This is a genomic window from Bacillus sp. GW823-FHT06B01 (assembly GCF_058952315.1).
This window is the reverse complement of sequence record NZ_JBXAHR010000001.1, coordinates 983,308-1,007,688: the sequence shown is the minus strand read 5'-3', so window position 1 is coordinate 1,007,688 and position 24,381 is coordinate 983,308. Positions and strand designations below refer to the sequence as shown.

The window sequence follows — 24,381 nt, the reverse complement described above, 5'->3', positions numbered from 1 at the left end:
ATGGGTGATGTACTTTTTTATTTGTGAAAATACAGAAAATTCCTTCTTTTGAGCGTGGATAAGTTGTACAATTAAACCAATTATGGAATAAAGGAGTGGGAATGAATGAAAGCTACTCATAAAGATTGGATTTTGTTTAACGGAAGAATTGTAAATACGAAGGAAGAACAGCCGATGATTCCATTAGAGGAGAGAGGCTTTCAATTTGGTGATGGTATATACGAGGTATTCAGACTATATGATGGGAAGCCACATTTATTAGATCTACATTTGGAACGATTCTTTAATTCTATGGAAGAAATAAAACTAATTCCATCTTTTACTAAGAAGGAGTTAGTGGAAGAGTTGCATGAAATGATTGAAAAAAATCAATTTCAAGAAGATGGGAATGTATATTTGCAAATATCAAGAGGTGCTCAAGCACGTAATCATGTATATGAGTCAAATATGCAACCAACATATTTTGCAAATATTGTTTCGTTTCCAAGACCAATTGCTGCTATGGAACTGGGAATAAAAGTTACGGTAGAAGAGGATATACGGTGGAAGTTCTGTCATATAAAATCTTTAAATCTGCTACCTAATATTATGATTAAAAATAAAATAAACGAACAAGGCTATCAAGAAGCGATATTAGTACGAGATGGAATTGTAACTGAAGGGTGTCATTCAAATTTCTTTATGGTGAAGAATAATAAATTGATTACACATCCGGCTGACAACTTCATTCTACATGGCATTACACGTCACTTCGTTATTACATTAGCGAAAGAGTTACATATTGAAGTAGAAGAACGAGAATTTTCACTACAAGAAGTATATGAGGCTGATGAGTGCTTCTTTACAGCGACACCACTTGAAATATTCCCAGTCGTTCAAATAGGTGATGAACAGTTTAGAACCGGCGAAAGAGGACCAATTACAAAGAAACTCCAAGTTGCATATGAAGAAAGTATTCGTTTGTTTAAAGTTACGAACTAATATTGAAGAAAAAAGCTGGTATTCCTCCAGCTTTTTTTCATGATATAATTCAAACATAGGACAAGATTTGAAAACGTTGTAAAAAGGGGATTTAATGTATGAATTATGAAGATTTTAAAGAAGTAATTCACGGTAGACGAAGTGTTAGGAAGTTCACAGAACAAGAAGTATCCATTAGTGACATAAAAGAAATTATTGATTGTGCTCGTTATGCACCGAGTGATACGAACTCACAAACTTGGGAGTTCTTGGTCATTATGAACCGAGAGAAAATTAAAGAAATTGAGCAAATGACTTGGGATGCATTACATAAACTTGCGGCAAAAGCGGCAGAAAACGGAGAAGAGAAAGCAGGGAAACTACTTACCCGTTCATTTGGACCATATGCAACAGCTTTCTCAGAGGCACCTGTATTAATCGTGTGTTTGGCAACACCATATGAATCAAAATTTCGCGAAAAGATATTTGATCCAATTGCTTTTGTTCCAGATTCAGTTTGGGAAGAAGAAGGAATTAAGAGTAGCTGTTTAGCGGCACAAAACTTAATGTTGGCTGCACATGCGAAAGGGCTGGGTACTTGTCCAATGACAGGACCGGTATTGTTAGCTCAAGATGAACTACGACAATATTTACAAATTGAGTCTGAAAAACAAATAAATATGGTTATTTCACTCGGTTTTCCGAAAGATAAGCCGAAGAAACTTCCAAGAAAAGAAGTAGATGAGATTACAACATTTGTTTTTTAAAGCTTAAAATAAAAAGACATTGAATGAACAATGTCTTTTTATTTTGGACAGGTATGTAATTAATTTGTTGGGCTAAAATGATAGATAAGAGGGAATTACTATTTATTTCATAAAAAAAATTAATGTTCTATTAAGGAAAGTATGATACATTAATCGTGGGCAAGATTTTATTTGTTCATGAAAGTGTTGAAAATAGTTTTAAAATTTAAAAGTTATTTTTGTATAATAAATTATAATGAAATGACAGGGGGGATGAATTTTGAAAAAATTCATAATCACTGGATTGTCTGTATTGTTATTAGCCGGTTGCGGTGCTCCACAAGAAAAAGAGGATGCGCAATCAAAGCAGGAAGAACGAGTTGTAAATGCAAGTAATGAGAATATAGTAGTATTCCCTGAAGGTGCAGTACCAGTTGGTGAAGGAAAAGTAAAAGTTATTACACCAGATGGTACTTCTGAAAACGGCAATATACCAACTGTATTCATCAAAAAGGATACTTTAATTCAACATGTTGAATTAGAGCTTTCTAATTTTCAAAATGATAAAGAAACATTTATATTTGTAGATCAAGTATATGCAGATAAACATCAAGTCACTAGTACAACACAGACAACAGTACAATTAAAAGAAAAGACACTTGAGACAGGTAGTCATACGATTACTGCAGTTCAGTATGAAAACAATGATCCAAAAGGAAAGGTTATTAGTTTAAATCAAGCAACATTCGAAACAAAACCAGCGTCATAAGAAGAATAAAAAGTACATTACTCAAAAAGTAGTGTGCTTTTTTGTTTATACTAGAGGATGTAACAGTGAATAACTTGTTTCTTTTTCTAATACGATTAAGTAAGAAGAAATCACTTGTTTCTACTATGATAGAGAAAGAGGCTGGAGATGTGAATCGGTGTATTCGTATCGTCTTAATTATTTTAACGATGTTAGTCACTTGGTTTATGGTCCAAGAGGTGACTCAAATTACCCTCAATTAACAAATTCATGATTTGTTAATAGGAGCTATTTGTTTTACCATTGTTTATCTATCATATGATAAACTCAGGTTAAGGTAAGTTTTACATGAAAAATGTAGGTATTTCATTTGAAATGTCGAATAGTACATACGATGTCGTAATAACAAATTTTCTATTGTTTACTGTGAAACAGGAGAAGGGGAGATAGTGGTTATGAAACGAGCTCTTATTAATATTGATTATACATATGATTTTGTAGCTGAAAAAGGTGCTTTAACATGCGGGAAACCAGGACAAGAAATTGAGAAGGAAATTGTCCATATAACGAAAGAATATATTGAAAATGGAGATTATGTTGTCTTTGCGATCGATAAACACGATGAAAATGATGTATATCATCCAGAATCAAAGTTATTCCCGCCTCATAATATAGCTGGTACAAATGGAAGAGATTTGTTTGGTGAATTACAAGATGTGTATGAAACATATAAAAATGCAGAGAATGTATATTATATGGACAAAACACGATATAGTGCATTTGCAGGAACAAACTTAGAGATGAAGTTAAGAGAAAGAGGAATAGAAGAAGTTCATCTTGTAGGTGTTTGTACTGATATTTGTGTTCTTCACACAGCAGTAGACGCTTATAATAAAGGATTTAAAATTGTTGTTTTTGAAAAGGCGGTTGCATCTTTTAATGAGCAAGGACATGAATTTGCCCTTGGACATTTTAAGTCATGCTTACATGCAGAAGTGAAGTGAAAAAAAGAGGCCTTTAAAAAAGGTCTCTTTTTTCGTTTAAATGGATACGAGGTTTCGCTCGATTAGTTTTTTTATGAACGGACTAATTTTTTCTGGTAACCCATTTAAGTCAAAAAATTGTACATGTAATGATTCTAATCCATCAGCTTTTAACGTACCACCTGTAATATCTTTGCAAAGATATGCGATTATTATAGGGTAAAATTCATCTCCGTTCGGTAATTTTACAAAAAATTCTTTTCCGGAAAATACGCTTATTAACTGTAAAGAGCCTATTTCAATCCCTGTTTCTTCAAGCACTTCCCGTTTTCCGGCTTCTTCCGTTGATTCGCCAAGTTCAACGAATCCACCAGGGACAGCCCAAATACCACTTCGTCTCTGTTGTAGTAATATTTGTCCTTTTTCATTGAGGACAGCTACAGCAACGCCAGATAAATTGAGTGGTCTTGATCCAATAACTTCTCTTAGTTCTTCGATATAGCCCATTGTTAGTTAACCCCCCGCGAGTCAAAATATTTACAAATGAACTATTCGGTATTGTGTTAATATTTTCCTTTTTCGAGATATGTAGCGCAGTCATAAAATAAAGTCGGTTATAAAAAAATTCTAATGTAATCTCCCTTTAGATAATGAAAAAGGGTATATTTATAGAAGAAAGTGTAACAAGTTTTAAGGAAATCAAAAGGTATGACAATAAATTAGTTTTTCATGAAATTTTCATTAGTTAAGGGTGTGGATGGATGAGTTTATTAACGTATACTGAAGAATTTTTTAATTATGTACGTGAGTTTTTACTTTTAAGATTTTTACTATTTGCATTAGTTTTAATCATTATCTCTTTTGTAATCAACCGTATTATTGATTGGTTTTTTAGGAAATCAAGCTTTTTTGATGAAGAGGTAGAGCAAACGATTCAAAGTGTGATTCGATCTATTTTTAGATATATCATTATCATCAGTCTAATCATATATTTAATTAGCCAATTTGTAGATATAAAAAGTATCATTGCAGGTGCAGGGATAGCGGGAGTTGTTATTGGTTTTGCTGCACAACAGATGTTAAAAGATGTTATATTAGGCTTTGCGAGATTAGCGGACAAAGAGTTTCGTGTTGGCGATTTTGTTACTTTTAACGGAACAAATTCAGGAACAATTGAGGAAATTAGTATTCGTTTTATGCAAATTCGTGAATGGTCAGGAAAACTTCTTACGATACCACACGGAGAGATTAGGACGATACAAAATTTTAATAAAGGATGGATGCGCGTAATTGAACGGATTACGGTAAGTTATCAGGAAGATCCTACAAGAGTTAAGGAATTGTTAGAAAAAGTTTGTGTTAATTGTAATGAAAGATTGGCTTCGAGTCTTTATAAAGTAGAGGATGAAGCTGTTGAGCCGTTTAAATATGTTGGTGTCACAGATTTAAACCCGAACCTTAAATATGTTGGATATGAATTTTGTATTACAGGTTTAATAAAGCCAGAAGATTATTTTGAAACTTCTAGACAAGTAAGGTTTGAATTAATGTCTATGTTCCATAAGAATCAAGTGCAAATGCCAGCAGCAAATATGGTCGTTACTACTGAAAGTTTACAGCATAACCATGGTGGACAATCTTTATCGGACAGCTAAAATAGAATAGTTTGTTAACAAAAATCTAGCTTCCAACATTGAATAGAAAAACAATAATAAAATGATTAATTTAAAGAAAGAACTGAAGGAATTCAGTTCTTTCTTATTTGTAGAATTTAGAAATTTCTTAATGTTATAATGGTAGATGGTGATGAAAATGAACTTTGAAGAAAAAGAGATGCATCGTTTAGAAGCATTAAAAGCAATTGCAGAATTATTAAATGAAGCAACAGACTTACAAGTCATGTTAGAAAAAGTGTTACATACATTGTTACAAGTTATGAATTTACAAACAGGGTGGATATTCTTTATCGATGAAAGTGGAAAGCACCGTATGCTTGTAGATGAAAACTTACCACCGGCTCTTACATGGAAAGAGAAGAAGCCGATGTGTGAAGGGGACTGCTGGTGTGTAGAGCGTTTTGTGAATGGCAGATTGGAAAAAGCGACAAATATTATTGAATGTAAGCGAATAGAGGATGCGATTGAGTGTAATTGGGGAGAGACAGAAGATGTTACGCATCATGCGACGATTCCACTTAGGTCTGGATCGGAGAAGTTTGGTCTATTAAATGTAGCCTCACCTCAAAAAAAACACTTTTCAGAGGAAGAATTGGCATTATTAGAATCGATTGCATTTCAAATAGGAACGACAATACAACGTATTCAGTTAGTAGAGAAAGAACGTAAATACGTAGTGGTAGCTGAAAGAAATCGACTTGCACGTGATTTACATGATTCAGTAAAACAATTGTTATTTTCTATTATGCTAACAGCAAAAGGTACTTTAAATATGACGCAAGATAGAGACTTGCAAGAGATGTTGAGCTATATTGGAGAATTATCACAGGAAGCATTACAAGAAATGACACTTTTAATTTGGCAATTAAGACCGGAAGGATTAGAGAAAGGTTTAGCAGAAGCAATTAAAAATTACGGAAAGTTGTTAGGGATCCACGTGGAAGTTCGAATTGATGGTATGGTTTCAATTGAAGATGAAATAGAAGAAGTTTTATGGCGTATTAGTCAAGAAGCAATACATAATTGTAAAAAACATGCTTCATGTGAAAAGGTAAATGTTCTTTTAAAAATAGAAAATAACCAGTTGTATTTTTACATAGAGGATAACGGAATAGGATTTATACAAGATCACGTAAGAGAGTCAGCGCTCGGTTTAAAAAGTATGAAGGAACGTATTCAGTTAATGAGGGGATCATTTCAAATAAAAACTGAGCTGAAAAAGGGTACAAAAATTGAAATTCAATTGCCGGTTTAAAGGGGAGAAGAAGATTGAAGATTAAATTACTACTAGTTGAGGATCATCATATCGTTCGAAGAGGACTTGTATTCTTTTTAAAAACGAGAGAAGAATTTGAAATAGTTGGGGAAGCAGAAAATGGTGAAGAGGCATTAACATTCATTCAAACGGAAAGACCAGATGTAGTATTAATGGATCTATCAATGCCGAAGATGGATGGTATAGAAGCAACAAAACGGATAAAGCAATATGATAAAACAATAAAGATACTTATATTAAGCAGTTTTTCAGAGCAAGATTATGTTTTACCAGCACTGGAAGCTGGAGCAGATGGTTATCAATTAAAAGAAGTACAACCAGAGCAACTTGTTGCTTCTATCATTGCAGTACATGAAGGAAATGCGAATTTTCATCCGAAAGTAACACCAGCACTATTCGGACGATCAGCAGTCAAGAAAGAAAAAGAGAACCCTTTTTCCATGTTAACGAAAAGAGAGCAAGAAGTACTTCATGAAATTGCGAAAGGGCGAAGTAATAAAGAAATTGCAGCAGAGCTTCATATTACAGAACAGACTGTGAAAACACACGTTTCAAATGTTTTAGCTAAATTGGAAGTAGATGATCGTACGCAAGCTGCATTATATGCGGTGAAACACGGGGGAAATAATAAGTATGAATAATTATGTACCATGTTACGACAGAATACATAGGAATATTTAAAATTTATTCCGCTATTTGCGGGCTTATAATTAGTGGTAGATGTACAATACTCTCACTGATTAAAGTTTCAATTTATAGTAGTGCTAAATAAAGGTTTTTCTTCTTTCTATAATTAGGTACAATAAAACTACGATGGAAGGGGAAGATATGCTATGCCAGGTACAAGAAGTGGGATTGGAAAAATTCAAGCTTCGTTAAACGGTTTATCACCGAAATTGCGAAGTATTGCCGAACATATATTGAAACATCCACAAGATGTTGTACATAAATCTATTACAGAATTAGCTGAAGTTACGAATAGTTCTGAAGCTACGATATTCCGCTTATGTAAGCACCTCGGTTTTCAAGGGTTTCAAGATTTAAAGATTACATTAGCTCGTGAAATTGTACATACTCCTATGCAAAATATTCATGAAGAAGTATCGGCAGAAGATAGTATGGTAACTGTTGCTAAAAAAGTTTTTCATTCGCATATTACAGGACTGCAAGATACATTGCATTTGTTAAATGATACAGCGCTAGAGCAAGCTGTAAAGGTATTGCAAGATGCAAGTCGTATTGAGTTTTATGGAAATGGTGGTTCTGGTATTATTGCGATGGATGCATATCATAAATTTATGAGAACGGGTATTTCTTGTATTGCTCATACAGATTCACATTTTCAAATTATGGGTGCGGGTTTACTCACTAAAGAAGCAGTGGTAATTGCAATTTCACATTCTGGTAGCAATAAAGGGTTACTAGAAGCGTTAGAAGTAGCAAAAGCAAGGGGAGCTCACATTATTGCAATTACGAGCTATCAGAAATCAGCATTAAGTCAACTTGCTGATATTACTTTGTATACCTCAACACGTGAGACAGAATTCCGTACAGAAGCAAGTTCATCAAGATTAGCACAGTTAAGTTTGTTAGATACTTTGTACGTTGGGTTATCGTTACAACGCCAAGAAGAAACGTTGCAAAATTTGCAAAGTATACGTGAAACAATTTCGATGAAACGAATATAAAAAGTCCTTCAGTTGAAGGGCTTTTTATATTGTTTAATAGTCTGATGATACATACTCTATGTGTACTCGTTATAATCTAATCTATTGCGAAAATTATAATTTCCTGTGTTAAAAAAACTTTATTAATTGAGCCTTATACTCCGCATATTGAACTCTAATAAACTTATATATGGGTGAAATTTCAGTTTTCCTTCAAATATAGTAAGAAAACATTTGGTTAATAATTCAAATATTGTTCAATATTTAACAATAAGCTTTTAAAATTACATGTTATGATGAACGTGTAATGATGATTGAACATTTAAATTTGGTGCAATAATTGGCCGAAACAGTGCAAGTAGAAGTTGTGAGATGAACTCATTAAAATTCTAAAACACTAAAGGGGAGATCACATATGAAAGCAGTAGTAGTTAATAAAAATAGTAAAGCAAACATTGAAGTTATTGAAAAGGAATTACGTCCGTTACACTCAGGTGAAGCGCTAGTAGATGTAGAGTATTGTGGGGTTTGTCATACTGATTTACACGTTGCAAATCATGATTTTGGAAACACAGATGGCCGTATTCTTGGTCATGAGGGTGTAGGGATTGTTACGAAACTTGCTGATGATGTAACTTCACTAAAAATAGGTGATCGTGTAAGTATTGCATGGATGTTCCAATCTTGTGGACGTTGTGAATATTGCATAACTGGTAGAGAAACATTTTGCCGTGAAGTTAAGAATGCTGGTTATTCAGTAGATGGTGGTATGGCAGAACAATGTATTGTTACAGCTGATTATGCTGTGAAAGTACCAGAAGGATTAGATCCTGCTCAAGCATCATCAATCACATGTGCGGGCGTAACTACATATAAAGCAATAAAAGTATCAGACATTAAACCTGGTCAACCTATCGTCATCTATGGGTGTGGTGGATTAGGTAACCTAGCTATCCAATATGCTAAAAACGTATTTGGTGCAAAGGTAATTGCAGTAGATATTAATGACGATAAATTAGCATTAGCAAAAGAGGTTGGTGCGGATATGACTATCAATCCAATTTCTCAAGGTCCTGCTGATAAGATTGTTCAAGATGAGTTTGGTGGTGCTTATGCTGCTGTAGTAACAGCCGTTTCTAAAGTAGCGTTCAATTCAGCAGTTGATGCAGTACGTGCTTGTGGTAAAGTCGTTGCAGTAGGTTTACCAGTAGAAACTATGGATTTAAACATTCCGCGACTTGTACTAGATGGAATTGAAGTAGTTGGTTCTCTAGTCGGTACTCGTAAAGACTTAGAAGAGGCATTCATGTTCGGTGCAGAAGGAAAAGTAGTGCCGGTTGTTCAAACTTGTTCTCTAGATAAAGTACAAAATGTATTCGAAGAAATGGAACAAGGTAGAATTCAAGGGCGTATGGTAATCGATTTTAAACAGCATAATTGTGTGTGATTGCAAATAATTCATTTTAAATATAAAAAGCATGAGTCTAGCTAAAGACATGTAAAAAAGTTAGACGGCAGAAAGAAGATGATCCCTGCATTCAACAGGAATCATCTTCTTTGCATTCCACTACTATCAATGTCGACTAACGAGAAAGGATTAAAGGTTCACTTTATCTACAAACGAAAAAGAATCTTTACTTTTAACAAATTTTTTATGATTTGGAACGGTTTGAATTGCTACAACTTGCGAATCTCTTGCTTTCAGTGCATCTTGAATCCCGATTGTCATAAGCTTTATAAATAGAATCGTAATAAAGAATGAAACGAGAGTATACAAAATAATCCACCATGAAATATTCATTTCATAACGATTTAATCCAATAAGGCCTGCCCAATCATTAGATAGAGAAACAGGTTTGAGTACTCCGTCATAGAGTTCACGCATTTGTATCCCACCAATTACAATATCAAGCAACGCTAAATGGATAACGAGTATGAGAGTTTGAACGATATGTTCCATAAATAACACAAATAAGCGGTCAAGTAATAAGACTCGTAAGTGTTTTTTGATAATATGAAAACGGCTAGCCCCTAGCAATTGGGAACTTAAAATGTAATCTTGTTTCATAAATTCATCAACCTCTGAGGATATATATAAAGAAAGTGTAGGCAGAGCGACGAAAATAAGTACGAGTACTTGATAAAACGCAAATGAAATATTTGCATCTAATCCATCAGCATTTGATACGATTACAATATTAACGGGTGTGATGAGTATAAATGCGATAAATAAAGTAGGAATGTAATAAAAAACTTCTGAGCATGACTGGAAAAACCTCTTGAATTTTGGAGCATATAAACTTAAGAGGATTCCTATACATGTTCCGAATAAAATTCGAAAGAAGCTAATTGCCACAGCTAATAAGATAGTGAATTTTGCTCCTTCTATAATTTGTAAGAAAACAGACTCTCCAAAACGATCAGATCCAAAAGGAGGTATTAACGATGGTGGAAAGGGGGCCTTTCCAAGTAATTCGTTATTGTCATTGTAAAGTAACTGAGGAGGTTTTGGGATGTTATCTTTAAAGAACCAACTATAAATAAAACTAGCTGAAACAAGTATGAATAAATAAGTAAAGCCGATTAAAAAGCGTTTTGATTTCCAAATAGATTTCATAAAGCTACTCCTTTCAATTGTTTTTTCCATCTATTCATCATGAGAGAGATTATTTGAAAAATGGTATAAAACGGTAAAATAATCATGACAAGTATAATAAATGCAGCGGGAGGTGAAATAAACGCCTTCTTAAATAAAAATTGAATAATACCTTGCATATTAAAAACAAATTCTAAAATGAATAAGTTAGAAAGTAAGAAAACAAAAATCGTTTTTAAATGGTAGAAGAAGTGGATAGATATATTTTTGAATAAATGAATGCATAGTATATAACTTGATGAAAGACCTTTTCCATATGCAACCTCTACGTAATGTTTTCCATGTTCTTCTTGGATGTATAACACCATCATCCGAAACATTTGTAATGTAGGTAAGACCGCTAAAGATAAAATAGGGAGTAAATAAGCGCGATTTTCATTAAAAGAAATAATGGTGAAAGGAGCTTCCCCAAATTTCTTAAGTACCCAAATGAAAAATATTTGCAAACAAATCATCATCATCATATCAGGGACAGCTTCTAATACGAACACAATTCGGTTTATCCATTTTTTTATATAATCTTTTGCTAAAAAATAAAAAAATGCCATGCTAGATGAGATAAAGAGCGCAAGCAAAAAGGCCACAAATAATACAATAAACGAATATAGGTAAGGTTCTAAAACAGTTGGAAATAATGGTGTTGTTTTTAAATGACCAAACTTTGGGTCTGATCCTATAACTAACAATGATTCAGGTGAGAAAACCTGTTTTAACATAGTAACGATCTGGTTAAAAAAATAAATTGGTTGAAAGGTGAATCCTTGTTGAGTGATAAATAAATAAGGTAAATTTAATAATAGTAACAGTGATAAAAGAATGGATGAAAGCTTAATTGTGAATTGAGATATTTTATGTAACATTAAATCCCTCCGACATCTTTTTACAACATTATACAATAAAGTCTAAAATATTGTTTTATTTTTCTGAAAAATAAAAATTCTATTAGATTGTATAGTATGGAACATATATTTACAAGTTAATAAAGTGATAGTAGGATCCGCGCTCTAAGTTTATTAAGGTAATAGGATGAGTCAACCAAAAACAATTAATAGAGCAAAATGTACAGAATTCTTATTTGGAGAGGTAGCGGCTATGTTACGCGACTTCATCGCGATAAAGCTAAGCTTATGCAAAGTTAATTTTAGACGAGATGGTTTCTTCTTTTAGGCTACTTGTAGGAAATTAAAAAAACTCCTAGGGATCAATGAATTCCTAGGAGGGCACCTGTGGTTCAACAAAGAGATAATTCTAACAAGCTCTAGAATTATCTCTTTGTTGAAGTTTAATGTTTAAAACCCCATAAGATTCTTTACATGTTTAGCGTTCTGTTTAGATGTTAATTTTTCAAGTAATAAAAATGCAACATCAAAAGCTGTACCTGGATTTGAAGATGTAATAATATTTCCATCTTGAACAATTAAATCATTTTGTACTTTTGCACCGAAATTCTTTAACTGCTCTTTTCGTTTACTCGTTGGATGACTGTATGTGGTAGCTTTTTTATCTATAAGAATTCCACTTTTACCAAGCGCTAATGATGCAACACAAATACTTGCAATAGGCTTCTGTTTGGTATGAAAATGTTGAATAACATGTAAGAATTCTTTACTGTATGCATCCCGATAAAAGCCAGCTTCTTCAAACCCTCCTGGAATAGCTAGTGCATCAAACTCATTCAATTGAATATTATCAATCGTTTTTTCGGGTATGACAGTAAAATTCCAAGTACAGGTTAATTTATCCCGAAGACCAACTGTTATGACCTCGGTCGATCCATCACCTTCCCACTTATTCCAACCTAGTACGTCAGTAAATACACTAGCTTCTACTGCTTCAAATCCGTCAGCTAATAATAATAAAATCTTTTTCATATCGTAAATCGCCTCCTGATATCCTTATTTTATATAAATATAAAAAGCTGATGAATAAGTTAAATAAGGATTTTTGGTTGTTTGTCTTTATTATATAAAGGATTTAGGTTATTCTATTTTATAAAAAAAGGTTGGTTAGTTTATGGATCAAATTGATAAAAAAATCGTGGGGTTATTACAGTCAAATGCAAAAATTTCAATGAAGGATTTAGCTGAAGCAGTTCATTTATCTTCTCCGTCAGTAATTGAGCGAGTAAGGAAGTTAGAGGAGCAACAAATTATTGAAGGTTACCATGCACATGTTTCTCTAAAAAAAATTAATCGTCCAATTTCGGCACTTATATTGTTTAAATCAACGAATTGTAAATCATTATCTAACTTTTGCTATAATCATCCAGATGTAATTGAGTGTTACAGAGTAGCAGGGGAAATTAGCTATATTGTCAAATTAGCAACGTATTCTGTAGAAAGTTTAGAAAAGTTTATTGATGATTCGATGCAATATGGTACGCCATCAACAAATATCGTGTTATCTTCACATGAAAAAAAGATAATTGATCCCTTTATTAGTGAAGAATAAAAATACTGGCCTAATTAATTAACCATTGCTTACTTAATAAGCTTTTAAAAATAGCCCTTATTTTTCGGACTTGTATAAAAAATAAGGGGCACTAATTGTTTTTCTTAGCTTTATGGTTATGTAAAGTGCCCCTTAAAAATGAATATTGCTTCTCAACTCCTTTTTCATGCAAATGAGTAGAACGTAAGGAAGGACTATGTATGTATGTGTTGTTAATGAAAGAAAAAGAGAGTGTGTAGCGTAACGTAACGAATATAACGCAACTTTACCGCGCGGAAAATCTAAATTTAGTATGTAAGTGAAATGGAATGAAGGGGATATATTTTTTGTTATGAAAAAAATTTTCTTTTTAAAACTTGATTAATGAAAAAATATTTTATATACTAATTCATGTAAACGGTTTACTAAATCGTATTTTGCTAGAAACGAAGGGAAGATTCGCATGGAAACAAGGGGGAGAGTAATCGGGATTGATATCGGTACCACAAGTACAAAAACGGTTGTGTTCACAGAAAAAGGAAAAGTCGTTGCATCACATGCAGTTGATTATCCAATTATTCAACCGAACGTCGGATGGGCTGAGCAAGATCCTGATGTAATATGTGCCGCTGTATATAAAACTGTAAGCGTTGCCATAAAGAAAGGTAACGTGTTACCAGAGGATATTTCTTCAATCGGTATTAGTACAGCAATGCACGCATTAATTGCAGTAGATAAAAACGGTGCACCATTAACGCGTTCTATCATTTGGGCAGATAATAGAAGTACGAAACAATCGGAAAAGTTATTACAACATATGAATGGGCATGACATTTATAGACGAACAGGCACACCAATTCATCCGATGTCGCCGCTTTCTAAATTATTGTGGATGAAAGAGGAAGAGCCAGAATTATATGCGAGCGCTTATAAATTTATTTCCATTAAAGAGTATGTTATTTATCAATTGTTTTCACGTTACGTAGTGGATTATTCAATAGCATCTGCTACTGGGTTATTTAATTTAGAAACATTAAACTGGGATGAAGATGTTTTAACGTTGTTACATATGTCACCAGAACAATTATCAAAACCTGTGCCAACTACATATATTTTATCGGGTATGAAACCTGAATTAGCACAAAAGATGGGCATTCGTGAAGATACGCCGGTTGTTATTGGTGCAAGTGATGGTGTTCTTGCGAATGTAGGCGTTGGGGCAATATCGCCTGGCTCAGCTGCAATTACAATTGGTACAAGTGGTGCGGTTCGAACAATTTCATCAAGTGTTAATACAGATGAAAAAGGAAGAACGTTTTGTTATGCATTAACAGACGAGCACTGGGTGATCGGCGGACCAACGAATAACGGCGGAATATTACTGAGATGGTTACGTGATGAATTTGGTAGCCCGGAACAAGAAGTTGCAAGGAAGCTTGGCATTGATCCGTATGATTTATTAATTAAGTATGCGGAAAGTGTACCAGCTGGAGCGGGTGGATTGCTATTTTTACCGTTTCTATCTGGAGAACGTGCACCTTACTGGAATGCAAATGCTCGTGGTACATTCTTTGGAATAAACCTTCAGCATAAACGAGAACATTTTATACGTGCAGTCATGGAAGGTGTTTGTATGAGCGTATATTCTGTTGCACTCGCAATCAGGGATTGTACAGGGCCACTTACTGAAATACGCGTTTCAGGAGGTTTTGCGAAATCTGCATTTTGGAGACAAATGTTATCCGATATGATGGGAAAAGAATTGCTTGTTCCTGAAAGTCATGAAGCATCTGCGCTTGGGGCAGCGGCAGTTGCTTTATATGCTGTAGGAAAAATTGATTCTCTTGAAGAGGTAAAGGATTGGATTGATATTGTTCATCATCATGTACCGAATAAAGAAAATACGGCTATATATTTAGAAATGTTTTATATGTATGAACGACTTTACAATCGCTTGAAAGAAGAATTTGATTGTATAGCTGCTTTCCAACGTAAACAATAGGGGGATTGGGAGAAATGGTAGTTGGAATCGTACTAGCGGCAGTTGTCATACTACTTTTACTTATTACAGTAGTAAAATGGCATCCGTTTGTCGCGTTAATTTTAACAGCAATTGGTGTAGGACTTGCAATGGGAATGCCATTGATTGGAACTTCCCAAAAAGATCCAGGGATTATCGATTCTATTAAACTAGGGCTTGGTAATACGTTAGGGTTTTTAGCGATAGTATTAGCATTAGGAACGATGCTTGGAAAAATGATGGCCGAATCTGGCGGTGCTGAACGAATTGCTAACACATTAATTAATCGTTTTGGGAAGAAACGTGTTCACTGGGCAATGATGTTCGTTGCATTTTTAGTAGGGATTCCAGTGTTTTTCCAAGTTGGATTTGTACTGTTAATTCCATTAGTATTTACAATTGCGTTAGAAACAGGGGTATCACTTATTACAATTGGTATACCACTAGTAGCAGGTTTATCTGTTGTACACGGACTCGTTCCGCCACATCCAGCAGCGATGGCAGCAGTAGGTATTTTTAAAGCAGATGTAGGGAAGACAATTTTATATGCTTTAATCGTCGGACTTCCAACTGCAATCATTTCAGGTCCGCTTTACGGGAAATGGATTGGTGCTCGTATACATAAAGAAGTACCATTAGATATAGCGGAGCAATTTATTGAGAGAGATAAGAAGAAGGAGCTTCCTAGTTTCGGAAATACATTGTTCACAATTTTACTTCCAGTATTTCTAATGCTAGGTGCATCAATTGCGGAAGTAGCACTAAACAAAACAAGTCAACTTGCACAAGTATTGCACTTTATTGGAGATCCAATCGTCGCGTTATTAATTGCAACGATATACTCTTTCTTTAGTCTTGGTTATGCAAAAGGTTTCTCAAAGGATAAAGTATTACAATTTACAAACGATTGCCTTGGGCCTATTGCGAACATACTGTTAGTTATTGGTGCAGGCGGCGCATTTAATAAAGTATTATTAGATTCTGGAATTGGAACGACAATCGCAGAAATGGCGAAAGAATCTCATATTTCACCGATATTATTAGGCTGGGGAATTGCGGCACTTATCCGAATCGCAACTGGATCGGCAACGGTTTCTATGATGACAGCAGCTGGAATTGTTGCGCCGATTGCAGCAAGTATACCAGGTGTAAATGTTGAACTACTAGCACTTGCAACAGGTGCAGGGTCATTAATTTTATCACATGTAAATGATTCTGGATTTTGGATGATTAAAGAATATTTCGGAATGACTGTGAAAGAAACATTATTAACATGGACTGCAATGGAGACAATATTATCTGTTGTAGCACTTGGACTCATTTCGTTATTAAATATATTTGTATAGAATGGGAGATTGATTAATATGAAACTAGGTTTAATTGGATTAGGAAAAATGGGATTCCCATTGGCGGAACATTTATATGAAGACAAACATGAAGTTGTTGTATATGACGTAAATAAAGAGCTTGTTGAAAAGGCTGGGGCTTTAGGAATTACTGCACGTCATACATTAAAAGAAATGATTGCTGAATTAGAAGCCCCTCGTACAATTTGGGTAATGGTACCTGCGGGAGAAGTTGTTGAGTCAGTATTAAAAGATGTATATCCATTATTAGAGGAAGGCGATATCGTTATTGAAGGCGGAAATTCATTCTATAAAGATACGTTACGCCGTGCGGAAGAAGCGAAAAGCTTTGGTTTACATTACGTTGATATTGGTACATCAGGTGGTGTAGAAGGAGCTAGATACGGAGCTTGCTTAATGGTTGGTGGAGAAAAAGAAATTTACGATCAATTAGAACCTTTATTTAAAGATTTAGCAGTAGAGAATGGGTATTCTTATGCAGGCCGCGTCGGAAGTGGTCATTTCTTAAAAATGGTTCATAACGGTATTGAATACGGTATGATGCAAGCAATCGCTGAAGGATTTGAAGTGTTAGATAAAAGTGATTTTGATTTCAATTATGAAGATGTTGCTAAAGTATGGGCAAACGGATCAGTTATCCGCGGTTGGTTAATGGACTTAACTGAAAAGGCATTTGCAGATGATCCTAAACTGGATGGCATTAAAGGTGTGATGAACTCTTCAGGAGAAGGGAAATGGACTGTGGAAACGGCACTTGAACTTCAAGCGGCAGCACCGGTAATCGCAATGTCATTATTTATGCGCTACCGTTCTCAAGAAGATGATACATTCCACGGAAAAGTAGTTTCAGCTCTTCGTAATCAGTTCGGTGGACATGAAGTTGTGAAAAAATAAGGTTGTTTTTAAAAAGAAACTTGTGCATAGGCGCAAGTTTCTTTTTTTATAGTTTAAGAAATTTCTAATTTAAAAATATCAATCATTGTTTATTTGTACTGGATGTATCAAATATAAAGGGAAGCATGAAAGATGTCCCAACATAAAAATAAGAATAAATAAAATGAAATTTTCATAAATAGTAAAAGGATGATTATGTCATCAGTGTAGCTATGAAGTGGTGTTACATATGAAAAGAGCGTGTTAATAAAATATGAGGTGGTTAAATGGGAAATGAGCAAGTGAAGAATGCAGGGGAAGAAAAAAAGTTATGTCTTTGTATGATTGTTAAAAACGAGTCTAGAATTATGGAAAGATGTTTAAATGCTACAAAATCAATTGTAGATTTTGTTTCTATTTGTGATACGGGATCAACTGATAATACCCCTGAAATTATTGGAAATTGGTGTGAAGAAAATGAAATCCCTGGAACAGTTCATCATGAATCATTTCAAAATTTTGGCTATAACAGAAGTTTAGCAGTTTCATTAGCACAAAAAACATATCCAGAAGCAGATTATTTATTAATATTAGATGCAGATATGATATTAGAAGTTGATCCCGAGTTTGATAAGACTAGTTTAACGGAAGACCACTATCTTACAATGCAATATGATATTCATATTAAGTATTGGCTTACACGCCTTTTGAAAGCTTCTTTACCATGGAAATCTGTCGGTGTTACTCATGAGTATTGGGATATAGATCGTTCCAAAGTTGGTGCGAATTACAATACGAGGGTAGCTAGGTTAGAGACGCTTGTCGTTAATGATCCTGGGGATGGTGGTAGTAAAGCTGATAAATTTGAGAGAGATGAGCGGTTGTTGTTACAAGGATTGAGTGATCCAGAAACAACGCCAGATTTGCATATAAGATATTTATTTTACTTAGCCCAAACTTATTTTCATTTAAGTCAATTTGAAGATTCGATTAAATGGTATAAAAAACGAGTGGAAGCAGGGGGATGGGTTGAAGAGGTGTTCTATTCGTTATTGCGAATAGGATTTTGTTATGAACAATTAGCAAACCGCTCAGCAAATAAACAATATGAAGTAACAGGAGCGGATGAAAAAGAAAATGCTAAGACGCAGGAAGAGCAATATACAGCATTAGCTATTCTTTATTTTCAAAAAGCGTGGGAATATAGACCAACTCGGGCTGAGCCATTATACCAACTTGCAAGAATGTATCGATTAAAATCTCAAAATAATATTGCTTTGATGTATGCGTTGCAAGGGAAGGAAATTCCTTTTCCGAAAAATGATCTGCTATTTGTAGATTATCATGTGTATGATTACTTATTTGACTATGAGATTTCTATAAGCGCTTTTTATATACCGCATAAAAAACATTTAGGTGCAGTATCACAAAAATATTTGGAATCGAAAAAAGAAGAGCTACCGTTGCATATAGCAAATATGGTAGAAAGTAATGCGAAATTTTATTAAATACATTTTCGGTTAAAGGAGTAGTGGAGTAATCATGGAATTAATACGATGGGCGCTAGAACTAGGGGAATCAGTGCATGGAAATACGTATGAAGAATTGATGCCACTACTAGATTATTATTATGATCGTGATCATTTAAAAGCGTATTGTATCGCAAATCTTCTTATAGACATGGACGTAGCAGAAGAGCATCGGCAAAAAATCGAATTAAGAAGGTGCATCGCTGCTTATTATGCTGGAATGTATAAAGTAGCAAAAAAACATGCAAGTGAGCTTTTAATTAAATATCCGGATGTGGATTTATATAAAAATAATTTAAGACTAATGGAAGCTTATTTGAATAAAGAATATGATTATTGTCTTTTTATATGCCCAAAGACGTATGGTAGTTTCATAGATGTCGCGCGAGCTTTGAAATGGCGATTGGAGCAGGAGGGAAATACAGCAATCATATCAGAAACAATACTAGAAAATGTGAAAAATACAATTGTTTTTGGAGCGCATACATATGCGCATAATCCGAATCTACTCCCGAAAAATGCAATTATTTATAATTTAGAACAGCTATATGAAGGAAGTCCTTATGCGCATCCTCTTTATTTAATGTTATTAAAAGATAAGGAAATTTGGGATTATAGTAAACAAAATATAGAATGGTTAAAACAAAAAGGAGTAGGAAAAGGAATAAAACATGTGGAAATGAACTATGCCCCAACTCTAGAAATAAAAAAAGATGCATTTGATGAAGAGTTAACTGAAGACATTGATATACTGTTTATAGGTGCTCTTAACCCAAGGCGACAAGCTATTTTAGATCAATTAAAAGTAGTTGCCCCGAATTTAAATATTGTTTTTAAAAATAATGCGTGGGGAATAGTTAGAAATGAGTTAATTGCTAGGTCTAAAATTATATTAAATATTCATTTTTACTTATCGGGTATTCTCGAAACGCCTCGAGTTTCTTATGCAGTGGCAAATAAGAAATTTATTATCTCTGAAAATAGTAATCCCGAGGACGAGATAGAGTGGCCGGGAATAGTGTTTACTCCGTATGAAAAAATAATAGAAAGTATTATGAAATATGTAGCTTTACCAGAAGAGCGTATTAAATTAGCAGAAAAAGCGTATAACTATTTTGAAGCGAAAGGAAACATTGGCATACTGTGTCATAAAGAGGAGGAAAAGTAATTGTGAAGAACTCATACTTTCGTATGAGTTCTTTTTTTCGTCTATCATACTATTTTATCAAGCTAGTTCCCTCTTTATATTGTGTTTTGTATAGAAATTTCTGATAATATATAAGTATAACTGAAAAACAAAGGAGAGAAATAATTATGAAACTAGTCGTTATTAACGGTACGCCAAGAAAATTCGGTAGAACTCGTGTGGTGGCAAAATATATTGCTGATCAATTTGAAGGGGAGTTATACGATTTATCAGTAGAGGAACTGCCTTTATATAACGGGGAAGAATCACAGCGTGAATTAGAAGCGGTAAAAAAATTAAAGGCATTAGTGAAAACTGCAGACGGTGTAGTACTATGTACACCAGAATATCATAATGCGATGAGCGGAGCGCTGAAAAACTCGTTAGATTACTTAAGTAGTGGTGAGTTCATCCATAAACCTGTCGCATTACTGGCTGTTGCAGGGGGCGGTAAAGGAGGAATTAACGCATTAAATAGTATGCGAACTGTTGCTAGAGGGGTATACGCAAATGCCATCCCAAAACAAGTTGTACTTGATGGGCTTCATGTACAAGACGGTGAACTGGGAGAAGATGCAAAACCATTAATTCATGATTTAGTTAAAGAATTAAAAGCATATATGAGCGTATATAAAGAGGTGAAAAAACAACTAGGAGTTGAGTGATATGCCATCTCTGTATAAAGATTCACGCTTGTATTTCATTCTAGGGGCCAATAGTTTATCAGCTATTGGTTCCGGTATTGTTATGATAACGATTCCGTGGTTGTTAATTAAAGAGAGTGGAGGAGAGACAACGTTTGGTTATGTCTCCATCATCGCAACTCTTATTATGTTTTTATTAACACCGTTTATCGGGCAGAGTATTGATCGTTTTTCAAGAAAATCTTTATTATTATGTAATGAAGGTATTGGGATAGTTGTTATAGGGATGATGGCTATATGGGGATTTACTGGGCAACCTTATCATTCTATTCACTATATTCTTATATATATAGCAGGGTCATTTTACTATTTATTATTTTATCCTACAATATTTGCGTTTAACCAAGAGATATTTCAAGCAGAACATTATAAAAATTTAAGTGGAACAATGGAAATACAAGGACAGTTAACTCAAGTTATTTCAGGAGCGGCTGCTAGCTTCCTAATTGAAATCATTTCTTTAAAATGGATCTTGTTAGTAGATATGTTAACTTTTGCCGGAGCTTTCATCCTTTTCTTATGTATACCGTACGTAAAGAAAAAGGAAGTGAAAAGGAAAGTAACATTTAAGAAGCAATTATTCGAAGGGATTCACTTTATGCAAAAGCGTCCTAGGTTATTTTGGTTTTTACTTGCGACTTATATGCCGTTTATCGGTGTTATGATGGCAAATTATTTAATCCCGGTATATATTTCAGATATATTAAAAGCCAGTGCCTCTGTATACGCGATAGAAGGTATGATGTATGGTGTGGGAGCGGTTCTTGCGGGAATAAGTATTCCAATTATGATGAAATATATCAAAATAGAAATTTCAATCGTCATGACGATGTTCCTATATGTAATTTCAATTACCGTAATGATTATTGAACCTTCCGTAATGTTGTTATATGGACTTGCAATTTTTCATGCAATTGGAAATGCGGGTACAAGAGTGGCGAGAAATGTATTAATGATGGAGGAAATTCCAAACGAAGTAATGGGACGTGTAGACAGCTTATTTCGATTAATCGGTACAGGAATACGAATTGTATTATTAATGCTGTTTACAGCTGGTGTATCTAAAGCTGGGGTAATGCTCCCGTTTTACGTACTTAGCTGTATATTGATTCTATCATTAGGAATTGCTCTTTATTATGTATATTCACAACGTAAAGTAGGGACGAACGTTTCTAATAAATCAATTGTTTAAAAAAACTTCTGCCTTCCAAGCTTTTTCTATCATGCCTTTCGAGAGAACTCCCACCTCTAAACGTAAGTGAAGATGGGGGTCCTCTCGAAAGAAATATTTTATTTTCAAGAAAAACCAGAAACATACGTTCTGTTTTTACTATAATATCCTTAACAAGGAGGTGAATAAAATGACAAAGGAAAATCCATCAAACTATAAAACTCTTCAAATCTGGATTAAAAAAGGGCATCGTATGTATTCTTATTTTCAAGAATGTTGTCATAACGCTAAGAATATGTACAACACCACAAACTTTTATATACGCCAGGTGTACACTGGATTAACACAAGAAAAAGAGTTGCAGCCTTTGCAAAAAGAAGTTCTGGATAATATTCATAAAAATATTGGTAAGATGAATGACACACAACTTCTTGTCTATCAGAAGAAATTGGAAAGAGAGAAATTAAAGCCTAAAGAAGAACAGAAAGAGATTACATGTAATTTGTTTTCAGAACCTAATTTTGAAAACCCTTATGTAGATTACAACTTTCTAGATGCACTATTTAAGGCTATGATTCAAAATGATTATCGAGCTTTGCCTACGCAATGTAGCCAGTCAATCATGAAAGGGGTGTTCCAAAATTGGAAATCTTTTTTTGCTAGTTTAAAAGACTATAAAAAGAATCCAAACAAATATGCTGGAATGCCTAGGATCCCAAAGTATATTCGTTCTTCTGAAAAAGAGATTCTGTATACAAACCAAGATTGCATCATTAAAAACGGTAGATTTTTAAAGTTTCCAAAGACGAAATTACAATTAAATATTGGGAAACTAGGTTTCACTGAAGGTAAACTGAAACAAGTTCGTGTGATTCCAAAATACAATGAATATGTAGTGGAATTGGTGATTGATGTTCCTTCTGAACAACAAATTATTGAAGAGAATGCTCGTTATATGAGTATTGATTTAGGGATTGATAACCTTGCAACCATCGTAACAAACACAGGTATGAAACCTGTCCTTGTTAAGGGCAAACATGTCAAAAGCATAAATCAATATTACAATAAAATGAAGATTCATTTTACAAGCATTCTTAGAAATGGAAAACAAACTAATGAAGGACCTTTTACTTCTAAAAGGATAGAAAAACTTCATCAAAAACGTTACTTGAAAATAAAAGACGTCTTCCATAAAGTTAGTCACCATATCGTGAAACTAGCTCAAGAAGAAGAAGTTTGTAAAATCGTTATTGGTCAAAACAAAAGTTGGAAACAAGAAACGAATATGGGAAAAAGAAATAACCAATCGTTTTGTCATATCCCGCATAATTTACTGATTCAAATGATTACATACAAAGCAAATGCTGTAGGCATTCAAGTTGTTGTAACTGAAGAATCATATACATCGAAAGCAAGTTTTCTGGATAACGACTTCATTCCAACGTTTGGAGATAATGACCAAAATACAACTTTTTCAGGAAAACGAATAGAGCGCGGCATATATCGTTCAGCAAATAAAACTTTAATTAATGCAGATGTAAATGCTGCGGCTAACATTTTACGAAAAGTAATCCCAAATGCATGGACAAATGGGATAGAGGGGTTAGGCGTGAAACAGCTCGCTAATGTGTTAACTCCCCTGACGTTAATCGTCCGTTAGGTTGAAACGTTAGAAACCCCCACTTCAAGCTTTGCTAAGTGGGGGAGTGTTCATATAATAAAAAGAAAGGGAGTGCAAACGTATATATGAACAAATGGATATTACTTATAATCTTATTATTACCTCTACTATACATCCTTTATATGACGTTTCGAATGAAGAATGTTGCTCGTGAAAAATTGAGTAATCACTCTCCGTACGTTCTTATATTAGGCGCAAAGTTATTTGGAGATAGACCGTCTTTATCTCTTCAAAACCGTTTGGATGTAGCGTTGGAATATTTATATTCCCATCCTGAAGTGAAAGTAATTGTTTCAGGTGGTCAAGGAGAAGATGAAGATATACCGGAAGCTCATAGTATGAGAAACTATTTAATGGTACATGGTATAGATGAGAATCGTATTTTAATGGAAGATCAATCTACAAATACGTATGAGAATTTAAAGTTTAGTATGGATTTATATGATGTGAAACATGCGGTAGTTGTAAGTAATACGTATCATTTGTATAGGACCAAAATAATTGCAAAGCGTTTAGGTATGAAGATGGAGGCACTAGCTGCTGAAACACCAATGCGCTCTAAGAAAAAAATGTATGTACGTGAATATGTTGCAATAATGAAAACGATATTGTTCGACCGTTAGAGCTCAAATTTGAGCTCTTTTTTAATTATAAAGCGTATCATTTGAAATGAATGCCGTATTCCATCAAAATAAAGGAAACAACATT

Annotated in this window: 23 protein-coding genes and 1 pseudogene; 20 read left to right on the top strand and 4 right to left on the bottom strand. The window is 34.1% G+C overall.

Going from position 1 to position 24,381, the window contains the following annotated elements; translation table 11 throughout:
* The first annotated feature begins 105 nt into the window (after positions 1–105).
* The 5 genes and pseudogenes from dat to AC1Q8N_RS05220 all read left to right on the top strand — a co-directional run bounded on the left by dat (position 106) and on the right by AC1Q8N_RS05220 (position 3,458).
* Entirely contained in the window at positions 106–981 is an 876-nt protein-coding gene (dat, locus tag AC1Q8N_RS05240; RefSeq protein ID WP_098131823.1) for a D-amino-acid transaminase, read from the top strand.
* 98 nt (positions 982–1,079) lie between these two features.
* Positions 1,080–1,727 (top strand): nitroreductase family protein, encoded by a 648-nt coding sequence (locus AC1Q8N_RS05235; protein ID WP_046955687.1) that lies wholly within the window; start codon positions 1,080–1,082, stop codon positions 1,725–1,727.
* Between the two features lie 259 nt (positions 1,728–1,986).
* Positions 1,987–2,475 carry a putative periplasmic lipoprotein gene (locus tag AC1Q8N_RS05230; protein WP_048541213.1) on the top strand — a complete coding sequence of 163 codons (489 nt, stop codon included), beginning with the start codon at positions 1,987–1,989 and terminating at the stop codon, positions 2,473–2,475.
* Between the two features lie 65 nt (positions 2,476–2,540).
* Positions 2,541–2,795, top strand: a pseudogene (locus AC1Q8N_RS05225) (hypothetical protein).
* Positions 2,796–2,909: 114 nt separating this feature from the next.
* A complete protein-coding gene (locus tag AC1Q8N_RS05220; RefSeq protein WP_048541253.1) occupies positions 2,910–3,458 on the top strand; it encodes a cysteine hydrolase family protein in 549 nt (182 codons plus the stop codon).
* Positions 3,459–3,494: 36 nt separating this feature from the next.
* Here AC1Q8N_RS05220 and AC1Q8N_RS05215 read toward each other — a convergent pair whose 3' ends face one another.
* Positions 3,495–3,944, bottom strand: a complete 450-nt coding sequence (locus AC1Q8N_RS05215; RefSeq protein ID WP_098122433.1) for an NUDIX hydrolase — start codon at positions 3,942–3,944, stop codon at positions 3,495–3,497.
* Positions 3,945–4,198: 254 nt separating this feature from the next.
* On the opposite strand from AC1Q8N_RS05215, the gene AC1Q8N_RS05210 reads away from it, so the two are divergent.
* From AC1Q8N_RS05210 to adhP, 5 genes are all read left to right on the top strand, one after another.
* A complete protein-coding gene (locus AC1Q8N_RS05210) occupies positions 4,199–5,092 on the top strand; it encodes a mechanosensitive ion channel family protein (RefSeq protein WP_098048468.1) in 894 nt (297 codons plus the stop codon).
* Positions 5,093–5,249: 157 nt separating this feature from the next.
* A complete protein-coding gene (locus AC1Q8N_RS05205) occupies positions 5,250–6,368 on the top strand; it encodes a GAF domain-containing sensor histidine kinase (RefSeq protein WP_048541218.1) in 1,119 nt (372 codons plus the stop codon).
* A gap of 14 nt (positions 6,369–6,382) precedes the next feature.
* Entirely contained in the window at positions 6,383–7,030 is a 648-nt protein-coding gene (locus AC1Q8N_RS05200; RefSeq protein WP_493521106.1) for a response regulator, read from the top strand.
* A 192-nt stretch (positions 7,031–7,222) separates the two neighbouring features.
* Positions 7,223–8,077 carry a MurR/RpiR family transcriptional regulator gene (locus AC1Q8N_RS05195; RefSeq protein WP_001119633.1) on the top strand — a complete coding sequence of 285 codons (855 nt, stop codon included), beginning with the start codon at positions 7,223–7,225 and terminating at the stop codon, positions 8,075–8,077.
* Between the two features lie 394 nt (positions 8,078–8,471).
* Complete coding sequence (gene adhP, locus AC1Q8N_RS05190) at positions 8,472–9,503, top strand: alcohol dehydrogenase AdhP (protein WP_098048466.1); 1,032 nt, start codon at positions 8,472–8,474, stop codon at positions 9,501–9,503.
* 150 nt (positions 9,504–9,653) lie between these two features.
* Here adhP and AC1Q8N_RS05185 read toward each other — a convergent pair whose 3' ends face one another.
* The 3 genes from AC1Q8N_RS05185 to AC1Q8N_RS05175 form a co-directional block, all read right to left on the bottom strand.
* Positions 9,654–10,673, bottom strand: coding sequence for an ABC transporter permease (locus tag AC1Q8N_RS05185; RefSeq protein ID WP_048541223.1), 1,020 nt, complete (start codon positions 10,671–10,673; stop codon positions 9,654–9,656).
* A complete protein-coding gene (locus AC1Q8N_RS05180; RefSeq protein ID WP_098642977.1) occupies positions 10,670–11,572 on the bottom strand; it encodes an ABC transporter permease subunit in 903 nt (300 codons plus the stop codon). Before AC1Q8N_RS05180 ends, AC1Q8N_RS05185 begins: the two co-directional genes overlap by 4 nt.
* A 429-nt stretch (positions 11,573–12,001) precedes the next feature.
* Positions 12,002–12,583 (bottom strand): DJ-1/PfpI family protein, encoded by a 582-nt coding sequence (locus tag AC1Q8N_RS05175; RefSeq protein ID WP_048541225.1) that lies wholly within the window; start codon positions 12,581–12,583, stop codon positions 12,002–12,004.
* Positions 12,584–12,725: 142 nt separating this feature from the next.
* Between AC1Q8N_RS05175 and AC1Q8N_RS05170 the strand changes: the two genes are divergently transcribed.
* The 10 genes from AC1Q8N_RS05170 to AC1Q8N_RS05125 all read left to right on the top strand — a co-directional run bounded on the left by AC1Q8N_RS05170 (position 12,726) and on the right by AC1Q8N_RS05125 (position 24,296).
* Positions 12,726–13,163, top strand: a complete 438-nt coding sequence (locus tag AC1Q8N_RS05170; protein WP_000372087.1) for an Lrp/AsnC family transcriptional regulator — start codon at positions 12,726–12,728, stop codon at positions 13,161–13,163.
* A gap of 442 nt (positions 13,164–13,605) precedes the next feature.
* Entirely contained in the window at positions 13,606–15,144 is a 1,539-nt protein-coding gene (gene gntK, locus AC1Q8N_RS05165; RefSeq protein ID WP_048541227.1) for a gluconokinase, read from the top strand.
* Positions 15,145–15,158: 14 nt separating this feature from the next.
* Entirely contained in the window at positions 15,159–16,508 is a 1,350-nt protein-coding gene (locus tag AC1Q8N_RS05160) for a GntP family permease (RefSeq protein ID WP_493521105.1), read from the top strand.
* Between the two features lie 18 nt (positions 16,509–16,526).
* Positions 16,527–17,423 (top strand): phosphogluconate dehydrogenase (NAD(+)-dependent, decarboxylating), encoded by an 897-nt coding sequence (gnd, locus tag AC1Q8N_RS05155; protein ID WP_000765992.1) that lies wholly within the window; start codon positions 16,527–16,529, stop codon positions 17,421–17,423.
* 266 nt (positions 17,424–17,689) lie between these two features.
* Entirely contained in the window at positions 17,690–18,910 is a 1,221-nt protein-coding gene (locus AC1Q8N_RS05150; RefSeq protein ID WP_404519056.1) for a tetratricopeptide repeat-containing glycosyltransferase, read from the top strand.
* Between the two features lie 34 nt (positions 18,911–18,944).
* Positions 18,945–20,099: a CgeB family protein gene (locus tag AC1Q8N_RS05145; RefSeq protein ID WP_404519057.1), complete on the top strand. Its 1,155-nt coding sequence runs from the start codon at positions 18,945–18,947 to the stop codon at positions 20,097–20,099.
* A gap of 146 nt (positions 20,100–20,245) precedes the next feature.
* Entirely contained in the window at positions 20,246–20,782 is a 537-nt protein-coding gene (locus AC1Q8N_RS05140; RefSeq protein WP_048541240.1) for an NADPH-dependent FMN reductase, read from the top strand.
* Between the two features lies 1 nt (position 20,783).
* A complete protein-coding gene (locus tag AC1Q8N_RS05135) occupies positions 20,784–22,013 on the top strand; it encodes an MFS transporter (protein ID WP_048541242.1) in 1,230 nt (409 codons plus the stop codon).
* A 169-nt stretch (positions 22,014–22,182) separates the two neighbouring features.
* The gene (locus AC1Q8N_RS05130; RefSeq protein WP_404519060.1) at positions 22,183–23,652 is read left to right on the top strand and encodes an RNA-guided endonuclease InsQ/TnpB family protein; all 1,470 of its coding nucleotides are present in this window, start codon (positions 22,183–22,185) and stop codon (positions 23,650–23,652) included.
* A gap of 86 nt (positions 23,653–23,738) precedes the next feature.
* Positions 23,739–24,296 (top strand): YdcF family protein, encoded by a 558-nt coding sequence (locus tag AC1Q8N_RS05125; protein ID WP_098076322.1) that lies wholly within the window; start codon positions 23,739–23,741, stop codon positions 24,294–24,296.
* The last annotated feature ends 85 nt before the right edge of the window (positions 24,297–24,381 follow it).

What these genes read in the sequence shown, in the direction of transcription:
- dat (WP_098131823.1), top strand. Translation starts at nt 106, where the DNA reads ATGAAAGCTACTCATAAAGATTGGATTTTGTTTAACGGAAGAATTGTA.
- AC1Q8N_RS05235 (WP_046955687.1), top strand. Translation starts at nt 1,080, where the DNA reads ATGAATTATGAAGATTTTAAAGAAGTAATTCACGGTAGACGAAGTGTT.
- AC1Q8N_RS05220 (WP_048541253.1), top strand. Translation starts at nt 2,910, where the DNA reads ATGAAACGAGCTCTTATTAATATTGATTATACATATGATTTTGTAGCT.
- AC1Q8N_RS05215 (WP_098122433.1), bottom strand. Translation starts at nt 3,944, where the DNA reads ATGGGCTATATCGAAGAACTAAGAGAAGTTATTGGATCAAGACCACTC.
- AC1Q8N_RS05210 (WP_098048468.1), top strand. Translation starts at nt 4,199, where the DNA reads ATGAGTTTATTAACGTATACTGAAGAATTTTTTAATTATGTACGTGAG.
- AC1Q8N_RS05205 (WP_048541218.1), top strand. Translation starts at nt 5,250, where the DNA reads ATGAACTTTGAAGAAAAAGAGATGCATCGTTTAGAAGCATTAAAAGCA.
- AC1Q8N_RS05195 (WP_001119633.1), top strand. Translation starts at nt 7,223, where the DNA reads ATGCCAGGTACAAGAAGTGGGATTGGAAAAATTCAAGCTTCGTTAAAC.
- adhP (WP_098048466.1), top strand. Translation starts at nt 8,472, where the DNA reads ATGAAAGCAGTAGTAGTTAATAAAAATAGTAAAGCAAACATTGAAGTT.
- AC1Q8N_RS05185 (WP_048541223.1), bottom strand. Translation starts at nt 10,673, where the DNA reads ATGAAATCTATTTGGAAATCAAAACGCTTTTTAATCGGCTTTACTTAT.
- AC1Q8N_RS05180 (WP_098642977.1), bottom strand. Translation starts at nt 11,572, where the DNA reads ATGTTACATAAAATATCTCAATTCACAATTAAGCTTTCATCCATTCTT.
- AC1Q8N_RS05175 (WP_048541225.1), bottom strand. Translation starts at nt 12,583, where the DNA reads ATGAAAAAGATTTTATTATTATTAGCTGACGGATTTGAAGCAGTAGAA.
- AC1Q8N_RS05170 (WP_000372087.1), top strand. Translation starts at nt 12,726, where the DNA reads ATGGATCAAATTGATAAAAAAATCGTGGGGTTATTACAGTCAAATGCA.
- gntK (WP_048541227.1), top strand. Translation starts at nt 13,606, where the DNA reads ATGGAAACAAGGGGGAGAGTAATCGGGATTGATATCGGTACCACAAGT.
- AC1Q8N_RS05160 (WP_493521105.1), top strand. Translation starts at nt 15,159, where the DNA reads ATGGTAGTTGGAATCGTACTAGCGGCAGTTGTCATACTACTTTTACTT.
- gnd (WP_000765992.1), top strand. Translation starts at nt 16,527, where the DNA reads ATGAAACTAGGTTTAATTGGATTAGGAAAAATGGGATTCCCATTGGCG.
- AC1Q8N_RS05150 (WP_404519056.1), top strand. Translation starts at nt 17,690, where the DNA reads ATGGGAAATGAGCAAGTGAAGAATGCAGGGGAAGAAAAAAAGTTATGT.
- AC1Q8N_RS05145 (WP_404519057.1), top strand. Translation starts at nt 18,945, where the DNA reads ATGGAATTAATACGATGGGCGCTAGAACTAGGGGAATCAGTGCATGGA.
- AC1Q8N_RS05140 (WP_048541240.1), top strand. Translation starts at nt 20,246, where the DNA reads ATGAAACTAGTCGTTATTAACGGTACGCCAAGAAAATTCGGTAGAACT.
- AC1Q8N_RS05135 (WP_048541242.1), top strand. Translation starts at nt 20,784, where the DNA reads ATGCCATCTCTGTATAAAGATTCACGCTTGTATTTCATTCTAGGGGCC.
- AC1Q8N_RS05130 (WP_404519060.1), top strand. Translation starts at nt 22,183, where the DNA reads ATGACAAAGGAAAATCCATCAAACTATAAAACTCTTCAAATCTGGATT.
- AC1Q8N_RS05125 (WP_098076322.1), top strand. Translation starts at nt 23,739, where the DNA reads ATGAACAAATGGATATTACTTATAATCTTATTATTACCTCTACTATAC.